The sequence below is a fragment of the Kitasatospora sp. NPDC048194 genome (genome assembly GCF_043202455.1).
Classification (GTDB): domain Bacteria; phylum Actinomycetota; class Actinomycetes; order Streptomycetales; family Streptomycetaceae; genus Kitasatospora.
Genome location: NZ_JBIDAK010000003.1, coordinates 380,519 through 394,751 on the forward strand (window position 1 = coordinate 380,519; position 14,233 = coordinate 394,751).

At 74.9% G+C, this 14,233-nt stretch carries 13 protein-coding genes and 1 pseudogene; 12 read left to right on the forward strand and 2 right to left on the reverse strand.

The annotated features are described in order from the left end of the window. Nucleotides 1–57: 57 nt before the first annotated feature. Entirely contained in the window at nucleotides 58–1,464 is a 1,407-nt protein-coding gene (locus ACGF07_RS06715) for an acyltransferase family protein (RefSeq protein ID WP_392895998.1), read from the forward strand. Nucleotides 1,465–1,533: 69 nt separating this feature from the next. Here ACGF07_RS06715 and manA read toward each other — a convergent pair whose 3' ends face one another. Next, nucleotides 1,534–2,733, reverse strand: coding sequence for a mannose-6-phosphate isomerase, class I (manA, locus tag ACGF07_RS06720; protein WP_392896000.1), 1,200 nt, complete (start codon nucleotides 2,731–2,733; stop codon nucleotides 1,534–1,536). A 335-nt stretch (nucleotides 2,734–3,068) separates the two neighbouring features. Here manA and ACGF07_RS06725 point away from each other — a divergent pair, with 335 nt between their 5' ends. Then, nucleotides 3,069–3,836: a polyprenol monophosphomannose synthase gene (locus ACGF07_RS06725; protein ID WP_392896002.1), complete on the forward strand. Its 768-nt coding sequence runs from the start codon at nucleotides 3,069–3,071 to the stop codon at nucleotides 3,834–3,836. Between the two features lie 117 nt (nucleotides 3,837–3,953). Here the strand turns inward: ACGF07_RS06725 and ACGF07_RS06730 are convergent, their stop codons facing one another. After that, nucleotides 3,954–4,361: a winged helix-turn-helix transcriptional regulator gene (locus ACGF07_RS06730; protein WP_392896004.1), complete on the reverse strand. Its 408-nt coding sequence runs from the start codon at nucleotides 4,359–4,361 to the stop codon at nucleotides 3,954–3,956. A 107-nt stretch (nucleotides 4,362–4,468) separates the two neighbouring features. On the opposite strand from ACGF07_RS06730, the gene ACGF07_RS06735 reads away from it, so the two are divergent. From ACGF07_RS06735 to ACGF07_RS06780, 10 genes and pseudogenes are all read left to right on the forward strand, one after another. Further along, entirely contained in the window at nucleotides 4,469–5,116 is a 648-nt protein-coding gene (locus tag ACGF07_RS06735; protein ID WP_392896006.1) for an FMN-dependent NADH-azoreductase, read from the forward strand. A 110-nt stretch (nucleotides 5,117–5,226) separates the two neighbouring features. After that, on the forward strand, nucleotides 5,227–6,135 hold the full coding sequence (locus tag ACGF07_RS06740) for an MBL fold metallo-hydrolase (protein ID WP_392896008.1): 909 nt from the start codon (nucleotides 5,227–5,229) through the stop codon (nucleotides 6,133–6,135). 163 nt (nucleotides 6,136–6,298) lie between these two features. Further along, entirely contained in the window at nucleotides 6,299–6,880 is a 582-nt protein-coding gene (locus ACGF07_RS06745; RefSeq protein ID WP_392896010.1) for a molybdenum cofactor guanylyltransferase, read from the forward strand. A 197-nt stretch (nucleotides 6,881–7,077) separates the two neighbouring features. Further along, nucleotides 7,078–7,339: pseudogene (locus tag ACGF07_RS06750) on the forward strand (DUF6457 domain-containing protein); the annotation flags it as partial. Beyond that, entirely contained in the window at nucleotides 7,336–8,544 is a 1,209-nt protein-coding gene (locus ACGF07_RS06755) for a molybdopterin molybdotransferase MoeA (protein ID WP_392896012.1), read from the forward strand. The pseudogene ACGF07_RS06750 and the gene ACGF07_RS06755, both read left to right, overlap by 4 nt. 50 nt (nucleotides 8,545–8,594) lie before the next feature. Further along, entirely contained in the window at nucleotides 8,595–9,596 is a 1,002-nt protein-coding gene (locus ACGF07_RS06760) for a potassium channel family protein (RefSeq protein ID WP_392896084.1), read from the forward strand. A gap of 36 nt (nucleotides 9,597–9,632) precedes the next feature. Then, complete coding sequence (locus ACGF07_RS06765) at nucleotides 9,633–10,610, forward strand: NAD(P)H-quinone oxidoreductase (RefSeq protein WP_392896014.1); 978 nt, start codon at nucleotides 9,633–9,635, stop codon at nucleotides 10,608–10,610. A 210-nt stretch (nucleotides 10,611–10,820) separates the two neighbouring features. Further along, a complete protein-coding gene (locus tag ACGF07_RS06770) occupies nucleotides 10,821–11,624 on the forward strand; it encodes a hypothetical protein (RefSeq protein ID WP_392896015.1) in 804 nt (267 codons plus the stop codon). Between the two features lie 259 nt (nucleotides 11,625–11,883). Continuing rightward, on the forward strand, nucleotides 11,884–12,498 hold the full coding sequence (locus ACGF07_RS06775) for a bacterial proteasome activator family protein (protein ID WP_350738875.1): 615 nt from the start codon (nucleotides 11,884–11,886) through the stop codon (nucleotides 12,496–12,498). Nucleotides 12,499–12,756: 258 nt separating this feature from the next. After that, entirely contained in the window at nucleotides 12,757–14,184 is a 1,428-nt protein-coding gene (locus ACGF07_RS06780; protein ID WP_392896017.1) for a protein kinase, read from the forward strand. Nucleotides 14,185–14,233: the final 49 nt, after the last annotated feature.

The window sequence follows — 14,233 nt, forward strand, 5'->3', positions numbered from 1 at the left end:
GTTCCCGCCGGGCGCTTGCGGGGGAACGACCGTGCCCGATGGACTACTGTCCCTGCCGTGAAGACGATACGACAGCTGACCGTCCGCCGGGCCGGGGGAAGCACGAAGGCCCGGGCCGGTGGATCAGCCGCCAGGCTGGGCTGGCTCGACGCGCTCCGCGGTGTGGCCGCCCTCGTGGTCGCCCTGCACCACTTCGACGTCCTGAAGATGCTGCCGGAGCCGGTGGCCGCCTTCATCTGGTGGCACGGGGACCTCGGCCTCTACGGGGTCATGCTGTTCTTCCTGGTCAGCGGCTACATCATCCCGGCCTCCCTGGAGCGCCGGGGGGACGTGCGGGCGTTCTGGATCGGTCGGCTCTTCCGGCTGTGGCCACCGGTGATCATCGCCATCGCGGTGGCGCTGGCCATCATCCCGAAGGGTGACGGCTCGGTCGCGCTCTTCGCCACCGGGCACAACTACGTGGCCGTGGCCGCCAACGGCATCATGCTCCAGGACCTGCTGGGCGTCTGGAACGCCCTGAACGTCACCTGGACGCTCTGCTACGAGATGGTCTTCTACTACCTGGTGACCGCCCTGTTCACCATGGGCTGGCACCGCCGCAGCGGCCCGATCGCGGTCGGCTTCGCGGGGGTGGCGCTGCTCCTCGGCACGGCGATCGCGCCGATGACGCTGACCCGGGACGTCACCTCCACCCGGGGCCTGGTCTGGTCGGCGACCCTGATCGTCCTCATGGGCTTCGCCTGCATGCTGAGCGGGCGCCCCGCGCTGACCCGGATCGGCGCGGTGCTGCTGGCCGGCCTCGGGCTGGTGCTCGTCTACAACAACAGCCGGGCCCCCGCCTTCGAGTCCTTCATGATCTTCGCGACGATGTTCGCCGGCACCGTGCTGTACCGCGCCGAGCACCGGCAGGTCGACCGGCTCCAGGCTTGGCTCTGCTGCGGCTTCGTCCTCATGGCCGGGGTCGCGGTCGGCTGGATGTACAACCGCGACGGCATGGAGCAGCACACCTGGACCTCCGGCTGGATGGCCTGGTCGGGCGCCTACCTGGCGGCCTGGGTCACCTTCGGTGCGGCCATGGCGCTGCGGCGGAAGCGCTTCCCGCGGGCGCTGACCTGGCTGGGGGCGGTCAGCTTCTCGGTCTACCTGCTGCACATCCCGCTGGTGCGGACCATCCAGCCGCTGCTGCACGTGGCCAAGGTGCCGCCCACCACCGGCGGGAAGGTGCTCTGGACGGCCGAGTACCTCGCCGTGGTGCTGATCGCGAGCTACCTGCTCTACAAGCTGGTCGAGATGCCCGGGCAGAAGCTGGGCCGCAAGGTGCTGAAGGCCGTCGAGCGGCGGTGGCCGACGGAGGACCCGGTACGGCCGGCCGGTGCGGCCGGGGACGCCGCCGTCCGCGCCGTGGAGCCCGAGCCGGTGCCGGTCGAGGTCGGCGCGTCCGGTCCGGGGCCGCGGGGCCGCTGACCGGATGCGCGAAGGGCTCGCCCCCTGCTCGGGGGCGAGCCCTTCGTCGTACCGGCGCTGGTGCCGCGGTCAGACGGTGACGGTGGCGCGGAAGAGCGTGCTGCCGGTGCCGCGGACGCGGGTCGGGGCGCCGGTCGCCGGGAGGAAGGCGGACTGGCCGCGGGCGAGGTCCAGGGTGGTGCCGTCGGCGGCGGTGAGCCGTACCGCACCCTCGGTGCAGAGCAGGATCTGCGGGGTGCGGCCGTCGATCTCGCGCTCGACGCCGTCCAACTCGAAGCGGGAGAGCCGGAACTCGTCGATCGGGACGGGGTAGAGCTGCTCGCCGGGGGTGGCGTCGACCGGGACGGGCCGGACGATCCGGGCGGCGTCCGGTTCGAAGACCACGACCTTCAGCAGCTCCGGCACGTCGATGTGCTTCGGGGTGAGGCCGGCCCGCAGCACGTTGTCCGAGTTGGCCTGGAGCTCGACGCAGACGCCGGAGAGGTAGGCGTGCGGCACGCCGGCGCCCAGGTAGAGCGCCTCGCCGGCGCGCAGCCGGACGTGGTTGAGCAGCAGGGCGGCGATCAGGCCGCGGTCCTGGGGGAAGTCCTCGGCGATCCGGGCGTACGGGGCGTAGTCGGAGTCCGGATCGGCGGTGTCGCGCGCCGCCAGTGCCTCGGCCGTCTCCCGGACGGTCTTCGCGGCGGTCCCGTCGTCCATGGTGAGGACGGCGGCCAGGGTGGCGCGCAGCGCCTCGGACTCGTCCTCGACGCTCAGCAGGTCGATCAGCGGGTCCAGCCCCGGCGCCGCGAGCCCGGCCATCAGCCCGGCCGCCTCGGCGGGGCGGCGAAAACCGCACAGGCCCTCGAACTCGCCGAGCGCGCAGACCATTTCGGGCTTGTGGTTGTCGTCGCGGTAGCTGCGCTCGGGGGCGTCCAGCGGGATCCCGAGGGCGTTCTCGGCGGCGAAGCCGGCCCGGGCCTGGTCCGGGGTGGGGTGGGCCTGGATGGACAGCGGGGCGCCGGCGGCGAGCACCTTGAACAGGAAGGGCAGCGTCGGGCCGAACTTGGCCACGCTCGCCGCGCCGAGCTCGCCCTCGGGGTCGGCCGCGATCAGCTCGTCCAGCCGCTGCGGGCCCGCGCCGCGGTCGGCTCGGGACGGGTCGCCGGGGTGGGCGCCCATCCACAGCTCGGCCTGCGGTTCCCCGGTCGGCTCCTGTCCCAGCAGCTCGGGCAGGGCCGTGAGCGACCCCCAGGCGTACGGGCGGACGGTGTTGACGAGCCTGTCCATGCGCGCGGTCCTACTCCTTCGCTGTCTGGGCGGGTGTGCCGGGTCGCCGGGGGCGGCCCGGCGGTGCGGGCGGGTCCGGGCACGGGCAAAAGGGCAAGGGCATCGACCCTAGCCCACCCGCTCCTCGTGCGGGGAAACGGTCGTCGTCGGGTGGGAGTGCCGTGGCCGGACGGGCGGTTCCCGGGCGCGGTAGTAGGATGCCAGGACGCAGCAGTCCCCGCCCCGCACAGCGTGTCCACCGTGGTCGACCCGTCGGCGGCTGTCGGCGGGGCCGCGTTCCAGAGTGCGGGCGACGGTGTTCTGATGCCCCCCGCCATCGGCCGAGAGGTTTGTACGTGACCGTGAACCAGCAGAGTTTTGCTGATCTCGGCAGGGTCCTGGTGATCATCCCGACCTACAACGAGGCGGAGAACGTCGAGCGGATCGTCGGCCGGGTCCGTGCCTCGGTGCCCGAGGCGCACGTGCTGGTCGCCGACGACAACAGCCCCGACGGCACCGGCGAGCTGGCCGACAAGCTGGCCGCCGAGGACCACAACGTCCACGTCATGCACCGCAAGGGCAAGGAGGGCCTGGGCGCCGCCTACCTCGCGGGCTTCCGCTGGGGCGTCGACAACGGCTACGACGTCCTGGTCGAGATGGACGCGGACGGTTCGCACCAGCCCGAGGAGCTGGACCGGCTGCTGAGCGCGCTGCGCGGCGCCGACCTGGTGCTGGGTTCGCGCTGGGTGCCGGGCGGCCGGGTGGTGAACTGGCCCAGGTCGCGGCTGCTGCTCTCGCGCGGCGGCTCGACCTACTCGCGCCTGATGCTGGGCGTGCCGATCCGGGACGTCACCGGCGGCTACCGGGCCTTCCGCAGGGAGACGCTGCTCGGGCTGGGCATGGACGAGGTGGCCTCGGCCGGGTACTGCTTCCAGGTGGACCTGGCCTGGCGCACGGTGAAGGCCGGGTTCAAGGTCGCCGAGGTGCCGATCACCTTCGTGGAGCGCGAGCTGGGTGCGTCCAAGATGAGCCGCAACATCGTGTTCGAGGCGCTCTGGCGGGTCACCGCCTGGGGCGTGTCCGACCGGGTGGCCCGGCTGCGGGGTGCCGCGGCCGCTCGCTGAGCCCGAATCTCCAGCAGAGCCCGTTCGCCGTTCCGGCGGACGGGCTCTGCTGCGTCTGCGGTGCGTGCGCCGGCCGTCCGGGGCGGCGCCCGGTGAGCCGGGGGCGGGAGCGAGCGGTCAGCAGCCGCCCCTGAGGGCGGTCTCCGGCAGGTAGCGGTCGGCCCAGACGGCCAGCTCGGTGAGCGCGGGCTTCAGCGCGGCGCCGCCTTCGGTGAGCCGGTAGCTGACCCGCAGCGGGGGCCCCGCGTCGACCTCGCGGACGACCATCCCGGCCTCGGTCAGCTCGGTCAGCCGGTCGGAGAGCATCCGTTCGCTGATGCCCGGGATCGCGCGGCGCAGCTCGGAGAAGTAGGCGGGGCCGCTCTGGTTGAGCACGGCCAGCAGCAGGCCGGTCCAGCGCTTGCCGAGCAGGGTGAACACCCGGGTCAGCGCCAGCTCGACGTTGAAGCAGCCGGCCTGGTCCCCGCCGGCGCACGCCGCCGCGGCGGTCGGCTCCCCATCGGTCACTACCTCGTGCTCGGCCATGGCACCAGCGTACTCGACCTGCCCGTAGTGACTATAGAAAAGTAAGCTGCTACGTTAGTTGCAGCTACAGACGAAAGAGTAGAGACTAACTCTCCGGAGGCTCCGCCATGCCCACGCTCCTGCACCTCGACTCCTCCGCGGTCGCCGACGGCTCCGTCTCCCGCGAGGTCACGGCCGCCTTCCGGGCCGCCTGGCTGGCCGAGCACCCCGACGGCACCGTGGTCTACCGGGACCTCGCCGCCGACCAGCTGCCCCACCTCGACATGGACGGCATCAGCGCCGCCTTCGTCCCCGCCGAGGGCCGCACCGCCGAGCAGGCCGCCGCCTTCGCGCTGCGCGAGGAGCTGATGGCCGAGCTCGAGGGCGCCGACGCCGTGGTGATCGGCACCCCGATGTACAACTTCACGATCCCGTCGACCCTCAAGGCCTGGCTGGACCAGGTGATCCTGGTCGGCCGCACCGCCGGCGACGCACCCTCCGCCAAGGGCACCCCGGTCACCGTGGTCGCTCCGCGCGGCGGCTCCTACGCGCCCGGCGCCCCGCGCGAGCCGTACGAGTTCGTCATCACCTACCTGGAGAAGGTGCTGACCGGCATGCTCGGGCTGGAGGTCGACTTCATCGTCCCGGAGTTCACCCTGGCCGGGAAGGTCCCGGCGATGGCCGACTTCGTCCCGAAGTCCGTCGAGTCCAAGGCGCAGGCGCTCGAGCTGGCCGCCCGCCGCGGCAAGGAGGCGGCCGCCCGCACCGCGGCGTGAGGCTCCCCCGAAGGCGCGCCCCATCGGGCGCGCCTTCCGCGCATTCGGCCGCCGGTGCTCCCATGCTGTAGGGCGCAGGGAGTCCGACCGCCGACCAGAGGGAGCAGCCCGTGACGTCGTCCCCGCGCGAGGAGAGCGCCCCGCCGCTGGAGGTCGCCGTCTTCACCGGTCCCGAATCGGCCTTCTTCACCACCTCCACGCTGATCCTCGGCGAGCGGACCGCGATCCTGGTGGACGCCCAGCTCACCCGCAGCGCCGGGCGGGAGCTGGCCGAATGGGTCGCGGGCAAGGGCCGCCGACTCCTCGCCATCGTGGTCACCCACCAGCACCCCGACCACTACTTCGGCGCCGAGGAGGTGCTGCGACTCTTCCCGGACGCCCGACTGCTGGCCGCACCGGCCGTGGTGGAGGGCATCCGGCGGACCGTCGCCGCCAAGGTCGCCCAGTGGAAGCCCGTGTACGGCGACGACATCCCGGACCACCCGCTGGTGCCGGCCCCGCTGCTGCCGCAGCCGCTGATGCTCGACCGCCAGGTGATCCCGGTGCTGCTGCTCGGCCAGGCCGACTGCGGGGAGTCCACCGTCGTCCACGTGCCCAGCACCCGGACCGTCATCGCCGGGGACTTCGTCGGCAACGGCACCCACCTCTGGACCGCCGACACCACCCCGGCCCAGCGCACCACCTGGGGCCACAACCTCCGCCGGATCGCCGAGCTCGGCGTGGACCGGGTGATCGCCGGGCACCGCGCTCCCGACCAGGGTGACGACGCGGCCCGGGTGCTCGCCTTCACCGGGGCGTACCTGCGGGACTTCGACCTGGCCCTGGCCGCGCACCCGCACGACCCGGAGGGCCTGGTCACGGCGATGAACGAGCGGTACGGGGAGCTGACCCTGCCGTCCTTCCTGGAGCTGGGCGCGGCGGCGAACACCGCCCGGGCGGCGGCCGCGGAGGCGGAGGACGGGATCATCGACGCGGAGATCGTCGAGGACGAGCCGGCCGGGGACGAGCCGGACCGGTAGCGCACCGGGCAGCTCGGCCCCGGAGGGCGAGCAGGTCCGGACGGGCCCGGGGCCCCGACGCGCAGCGCTCCGACCGGTCCGTCCCAGACGCACGGGGCACCGGCGAGCAGGTCCGGACGGGTGGCCGGGCGGCGCGCGGCCCGGCCGGACGGATACTGGCCGCATGACGCCGTACGACGTGATCGTCCCGGCGGGCGGCGCCGCCCGCCGCCTCGGCGGGGCCGACAAGCCCGGTCTGAGCGTGGGCGGGACCACCCTGCTCGACCGGGTGCTCGCCGCCTGCACCGGCGCGCGGACCACCGTCGTGGTCGGCCCCGCCCGGCCGACCGCCCGCACCGGGGTCCGCTGGACCAGGGAGCAGCCGCCCGGCGGCGGCCCGGTCGCCGCCGTCGCGGCCGGGCTCGGCCTGGTCACCGCGGACACCGTGCTGCTGCTCGCCGCCGACCTGCCCTTCCTGGACCGGCGGACGGTGGACCGGCTGGCCGGCGCCCTCGACGCCGCCGGGCCGACCGTCGCGGCCGCCGTACTCGTCGACGCGGGCGGCCGCGACCAGCCGCTCGCCGCCGCCTACCGCACCGCCCCGCTGCGCACCGCGCTGGCCGCCCTCGGCGATCCGGCCGGCCTCCCGCTGCGCCGGCTCGTCGGAGGGCTGCCCCGGCTGCCGGTGGCCGACACCGACGACGTCGCGCACGACTGCGACACCTGGGAGGACCTGGAACGGGCCCGGGAGCGGGAGCGGTCGTAGGGCGGGCGCGCGGAGCCGGCGGGGTCTCACCGGTCCCGGCCGGAGCACGGCCTCACCGGTCCCGGCCGGGGCGCGCCCTCACCGGACCGGGCCTGAACGGGCCCTCACCGGCCGTGCCACCGGCCCGTGCGGGAAACGACGCGCGCCGCGCACGGGGTGAACACACGGGGGAAACCGCCGATCGGGCAGCATGGGCGCATGGAGCGCACGCTGGAAGACTGGATCGCCGAGGTCAAGGCCGACCTGGGCATCGACCTGGACGTGGACGTCCGGGGCCTGCTCGACGGAGCCCGGGTGGTCGCGCACGGGGTGGCCCGGCCGGCCGCGCCGCTGACCGCCTTCCTGATCGGCTACGCGGCCGCGCAACGGGGCGGCGGGGCGGAGGCCGTGGCCGAGGCGTCCCGGCGGGTCGCGGCACTCGCCGAGCGCTGGCCCGCCGCCGGCCCGGACGAGTCGTGAGTGCGGCCGGGCGGACCGCCGCGGCGGCACCGTCCGCCGGTCCCGCCACGCTGAGCTGGCCGCGGGCCCGGGAGACCGCCCGCCGCGCCGGGCTGGGTCCGCTGCCGGCGGTCGGGGTGCCCCTGGCCGAGACCCTCGGACGCACCCTCGCCGAACCGCTGGCCGCGCTGACCGACCTGCCCGCCTTCGACACCTCCGCGATGGACGGCTGGGCCGTCGCCGGCCCCGGGCCCTGGCGGGTCTGCGGGCGGGTGCTGGCCGGCCGCGCCGAGGTGGAGCGGCTGGCCGACGGCTACGCCGTGGAGATCGCCACCGGAGCCCAACTGCCGCCCGGCGCGACCGCCGTACTGCGCCGCGAGCACGGGCGGGCGGACGGCACCCTGCTGTACGACCGCGGCCCGCAGCCGTTGACCACCGGCCAGGACGTCCGCCCCCGCGGTCAGGAGTGCCGCAGGGGGGAGGAGTTGCTGCCCGCCGGGACGGTGATCGGACCGGCGGTGCTCGGGCTGGCCGCCGCCTGCGGCCACGACCGGCTCGCCGTCCGGCGCCGTCCAGTGGTCCAACTGCTGGTGCTGGGCGATGAGTTGATGGACACGGGGATTCCCGGGCCGGGACTGGTCCGGGACGCGCTCGGTCCGCTGCTGCCGCCCTGGCTCCGGGCGGCCGGCGCGGAGGTGGCCGACGTCCGGTGCGTCCGGGACGACTACGGGCTGCTGCGGGACGCGCTGCGGCACTCCACCGCCGACGTCACGGTGACCACCGGGGGGACGGCCGCCGGGCCGGTGGACTTCCTGCACCGGGCACTCGCCGAGGCCGGCGCCCGGCTGCTGGTGGACGGCGTCGCCGTGCGGCCGGGCCACCCCATGCTGCTGGCCGAACTCCCCGGCGGGCGCCACCTGGTGGGGCTGCCCGGCAACCCGCTGGCCGCCGTCGCCGGGATGCTCACGCTCGGCCTGCCGTTGCTGCACGCCCGCGCCGGACGGACCGTCCCGGCACCCGCGCTCGCCACGGCGGCCGTGCTGCTGCCCGGGCACCCGGCCGACACCCGGCTGCAACCGGTGCGCCGCACCGCCGAGGGGGTGGTGCCCCTCGCCTTCGACGGACCGGCGATGCTGCGCGGCCTCGCCCGGGCCGAGGCACTGGCCGTCATCCCGCCCGGCGGGGCGGCGGCCGGGGAGACGGTCGAGCTGCTGGAGGCACCGTGAGCGGATCGCGGCGCGGCGCCCCCGGTGCCGAGCCGTGGGCGGACGCCGGGATCGTGCTCCCCGCCAGGCCCGCCGCGCCCGCCGTCCGGCAGGTCGGCTCCCGGCTGCTGCTGGCGCTCGCCGTGCTGGTCGCCACCACGGTGGCCGTCTACCTGGACCGGGACGGCTACCACGACAACGCGGGCGGCGGGGTCAGCTTCCTGGACGCCGCGTACTACGCCACCGTGACGCTCTCCACCACCGGCTACGGCGACATCACCCCGTACAGCGACAGCGCGCGGCTCACCAACATCTTCGTGATCACCCCGCTGCGCGTGCTGTTCCTGATCATCCTGGTCGGCACCACGCTGGAGGTGCTCACCGAACGGACCCGCCTGCAGTGGCGGTTGAACCGCTGGAGGTCCACCGTGCGCGAGCACACCGTCGTCATCGGCTTCGGGACGAAGGGGCGCAGCGCCGTCGACACCCTGCTCGGACAGGGGGTGGCGAAGGAGGAGATCGTGGTCGTCGACCCGCAGCGCAAGGTGATCGACCAGGCCTCGCAGTACGGCCTGGTCGGGGTGGTCGGCGACGCGACCAGGACCGACACCCTGGTGCGGGCCGCGCTGCCCGTCGCCGCCCGGGTGGTGGTCGCGCCGGAGCGGGACGACACCGCCGTCCTGATCACCCTGACGGCGCGGCAGTTGAACCGGACCGCCACCGTGGTCGCGGCGGTGCGGGAGGACGAGAACGCGCCGCTGCTGCGGCAGAGCGGCGCCGACGTCGTGGTGACCAGCTCCAGTTCGGCCGGCCGGCTGCTCGGACTGTCGATGCTCAGCCCGCACGCCGGGGCGGTGATGGAGGACCTGCTGACGTACGGGAACGGGCTGGACGTGGTCGAGCGGCCGGTCACCCGGGCCGAGGCGGGACGCGGTCCGCGCGCGTGCGAGGACCTGGTGGTCGCGGTGGTCCGGGGCCGGCGGGTGCTCAACCACGACGATCCGGAGGCCGCCGTGCTGCAGCTCACCGACCGGGTGATCGTCATCAAGTCGACCGGCCGGAGCGGGGCCTGAGCCCCGGACGGCCGCGCCGCGCAGTAGGTTCGGACCATGCATGCGATGACGATTCCCGTGCCCGGCGGCCCCGAGGCGCTCGTGTGGGCCGAGGTTCCCGATGTGGTGCCCGGTGAGGGCGAGGTCCTGGTCGAGGTCGCGGCCACCGCCGTCAACCGGGCCGATCTGCTCCAGCGGCAGGGCTTCTACGACCCGCCGCCCGGCGCCTCGCCGTACCCCGGGCTGGAGTGCGCCGGCCGGGTCGTCGCGCTCGGGCCGGGGGTGTCCGGGTGGGCGGTCGGCGACGAGGTGTGCGCGCTGCTGGCCGGCGGCGGTTACGCGCAGCGGGTCGCCGTGCCGAGCGGGCAGCTGCTGCCGCTGCCGAAGGGGCTGAGCCCGGAGCAGGCCGCGGCGCTGCCCGAGGTGGTCTGCACCGTCTGGTCCAACGTCTTCCTCACCGCCCACCTGCGCCCCGGCGAGACGGTGCTGCTGCACGGCGGCGCGAGCGGCATCGGGACGATGGCGATCCAGCTGGCCAAGGCCGTCGGCGCGCGGGTCGCGGTGACGGCGGGCAGCGCGGAGAAGCTGGCGCGCTGCACCGAGCTGGGTGCGGACATCGCGATCGACTACCGCGAGCAGGACTTCGTGGAGGAGCTGCGGAAGGCCACCGACGGTGCCGGGGCGGACGTCGTCCTGGACATCATGGGTGCCAAGTACCTGCAGCGGAACGTGGACGCCCTGGCGGTCAACGGCCGCCTGGTGATCATCGGTCTGCAGGGCGGGGTGAAGGCCGAGCTGGACCTCAACGCGCTGCTGCGCAAGCGGGCCGCGGTGATCGGCACCAACCTGCGCGGGCGGCCGCTGGCGGAGAAGGCGGCGATCGTGGCGGCGGTGCGGGAGCACGTGTGGCCGCTGGTCGAGTCCGGCGTGGTGAAGCCGGTGGTGGACCGGGTGCTGCCGCTGACCGAGGCAGGCGCGGCGCACCGGGCGCTGGAGGCGGGGGAGCCGGTGGGGAAGGTCGTGCTGAAGGCCTGAGGGAGGCGTGGCCCGAGGGGCCGCGGTCCGAGAGGGCGCGGTCTGCGGTCTCCGGTCTGCGGTCTGCGGCCTGCCGTAGGCGGGAGGCGTGGCGGGCGGCCCGCGGCTCGGTCGAAGTGCCGCACCGGTCGGAATGTGTGAGGCTGGTCCGGAGCTGTCCCGCCGCCGACCCGCCCCCGGGCGCGGTCGGCCGTCGGAAGGACTCCGACCGTGGCCGCAACTCCGCACGCACCCCTCGGGCCGCTGCCCGCTGCGCCGCACCACCGTCGTACCCGCCGCACCCGCAGGCTGCTCGCGGCGGCCGTGCTGGGGCTCACGCTCCCGCTGGCCGCCGCATCGGCGGCGGTCGCGGAGCCCCCGTCGAACTCCGACGCCGGTGCCGACGTGAGCGCCGGCCCGAGTGCCGACATGGGCGCCGACCCGAGTACCGGCGTGAGCGCCGGCCCGAGTACCGACATGGGCGCCGGCCCGAGTACCGACATGGGCGCCGGACCGAGTGCCGACACGACTGCCGGAACCGGCGCCGACGTGAGCACGGGCACGGGCCTGTCGGCCGCACCGCCGCAGCATCCCGGTCCCCCGTGGTCGCGCCCGTACCCGGGCGACTTCCCCCGGGTCCACCGGCACCGCCCGGCGTCGGCGCCGGAACGCCCCGACGTGGCACCGGAGCAGGCGCCCGACCAGGCCGTCGACCAGGCCGTCGAGCAACCGCCCGCGCAGCCGCCCGCGCAGGCCCCCGACCGGGCCCCGGCACAGGTGTCCGAGCAGGCGCCGGACCAGGCGCCCGACCAGGCCCAGGACCCGGACGCCGACGCCAACGGCCAGGACGCCCAGGCCGCCGGCCAGGACGCCGTCGCGGCCTCGGCCGGCCAGGCCGTGGCGGCTCCCGCCGTCCCCCTGGTCCTCCCGGCCCGCTGGCAGGACCCGTCCACCCTCCAGCTGCCGCTCGGCGTGGGCCTCGGCCTCATCGGCTGCGGCCTCGGCCTGATCGGCCTGCGCCTGCGCAAGGGCTGAACCGGTCGGCCGCTCGAGCGTCCGCGCCGCCCCGCCCCCAGCCGCAGCCGCCCCGCGCCGGACCGCGCCCGCCCCTCCGGAGTGGAGGTTCGGTGCGGGTTCCGGGGCGGGATCCGGGCGCAACGGTGGCGGGGAACTGAGTATCCGTACGGATTCCCGCGCGGGGCCCCGGGGCGTACCGTCGTGAGCGGGTGGCGCAGGCCGGCGGGACGAACGGGGGCTTCCGCCCGACCAACCCCAGTGAGAGAGAATGTTGTTCATGACGAATCCGATGAACGAGCGCTCGTCGCAGGAGCCCCTCCGGGCCGCCGGCGGGCAGTCGCAGGACGGCCAGAAGGTGCTGATCGTCGGACCGGACGGGCTGCCGGTGGGCCAGGGGTTCGCCGGCGGTTCGGGGGACGGGGACGACGAGGGCGACGCCCCGCGCGAGCTCCCGGTGACCGAGATGGTCGAGCAGCCCGCCAAGGTCATGCGCATCGGCAGCATGATCAAGCAGCTGCTGGAGGAAGTCCGGGCCGCGCCCCTCGACGAGGCCAGTCGGGCCCGGCTGAAGGACATCCACGCCAGCTCGATCAAGGAGCTGGAGCTGGGGCTGGCGCCCGAGCTGGTCGCCGAGCTGGAGCGGCTCTCGCTGCCCTTCACCGAGGACAGCATCCCGACCGAGGCCGAGCTGCGGATCGCCCAGGCCCAGCTGGTGGGGTGGCTGGAGGGCCTGTTCCACGGCATCCAGACCGCCCTGTTCGCCCAGCAGATGGCCGCCCGGGCCCAGCTGGAGCAGATGCGCCGCGCCCTGCCGCCCGGTCTGCACGGCGGTGACGCCGACGAGGAGGAGCCGGGCCAGGGCCGCGGCATCCGCTCGGGTCCCTACCTGTAGGGCGCCCGCACGACGGGACGTACCGCGACGATCCGCCCCGGGCCGCACCGCCGTGGAACGGGCGCCGGCGGTCCGGGGCGAGCATCGCCCCTGGACCGGTCACCGTCCGCGGGAGCCGATACCCTGACCCCTGTCGCTGGCCGGTCGCGCCGCCGCGACAGGGGTCCGCCAGGCCAGCGGGCCGGGCCCACCACGCACGGACGAGACCGAACGTCACGGCTGCGGCAGCACGGCCGCGCCGAGGGGGAGCAGAGGACCATGAGCGAGCACGGCAACGCGGCGGTCGAGGGCTTCTCCCTGGGCAACGGCCGCTATGTGCTGCAGCGGCTGCTGGGTGAGGGCGGCATGGCCTCCGTGCACCTCGCGTACGACAGCGTGCTGGACCGGCAGGTCGCGCTGAAGAGCATGCACAGCGAGCTGGGCCGGGACGACTCGTTCAAGGAGCGGTTCCGCCGCGAGGCCCAGGCGGTGGCCCGGCTGGAGCACCCCAACATCGTCACGGTGTACGACAGCGGCGAGGACGTCGCCCCGGACGGCTCCAGCACGCCGTACATCGTCATGCAGCTGATCGACGGCAAGGGCCTGCGCGAGACGATCAACGAGGCGGTCGCCCAGTACGGCGCGGTGCCCACCGAGGAGGCCCTGAAGGTCACCGTCGGGGTGCTGAACGCCCTGGAGGCCTCGCACGACATGGGCCTGGTGCACCGCGACATCAAGCCCGGGAACGTCATGTTCGACCGCAAGGGCAACGTCAAGGTCATGGACTTCGGCATCGCCCGGGCGCTGGAGTCCGGCGTGACGTCCATGACGCAGACCGGCATGGTCGTCGGGACCCCGCAGTACCTCTCGCCCGAGCAGGCCCTCGGCAAGCCGGTGGACGCCCGCTCCGACCTGTACTCGGTCGGCGTGATGCTCTTCGAGATGCTCACCGGCCAGCTGGTCTTCGACGGCGACTCGGCCTTCTCGATCGCCTACAAGCACGTCCAGGAGGAGCCGCCGGCTCCCTCCACCCTCAACCGCTCGATCACCCCGGCCGTGGACGCCTACGTCGCGCAGGCGCTGCGCAAGGACCCGGCCCACCGCTTCCAGAGCGCCGCCGCGATGCGGGACGAGGCGGAGCGGCTGATCGCGGAGCTGAAGGGCGGCGGGCAGTCCCTCCGGGCGAGCACCCCGCTGGTGATCAACGAGGGTCCGCGCGCGGTGCACGCCGCGCCGCATACCCCGCACCCCCAGGCCCCGCAGACCCCGCACCCGCAGTTCCTCCAGCAGGGCGGGGGCCAGCAGCCCCAGTACCAGACCCCGCCGCCGGCGTACCAGACGCCGCGCCCGCAGTTCCCGCAGCAGGGGGCGGCCCAGCAGCCGCAGTACCGGACCCCGCCGCCCGCCTACCAGACGCCGCGCCCCCAGGCCCCGCACACGCCGCAGCCCTTCCCGCAGCCGATGCGCGCCCCGGGGCCGCGGACGATGCCGCCGTACCAGCAGCCGAAGCCCAACGCCGGCGGCTGCTCCACGGCCTTCGTGGTCGTCGCGATCATCGTCGGCGTGCTGGTCCTGGCCGGGATCATCATCGCGATCGTGGTGAGCCGGGCACAGGACAAGACCAAGACCGGCTACAGCGGGCACGCCGAGCGGCCGGCCTCGGTGCTGGTCCTGGACCGGCCGGCCGACCGGAACGGCCTGCTCTGACGGAATCCGGCTGGTTCGGGCGTGTCACGGGTCCGTGCCGGAAGCGGTA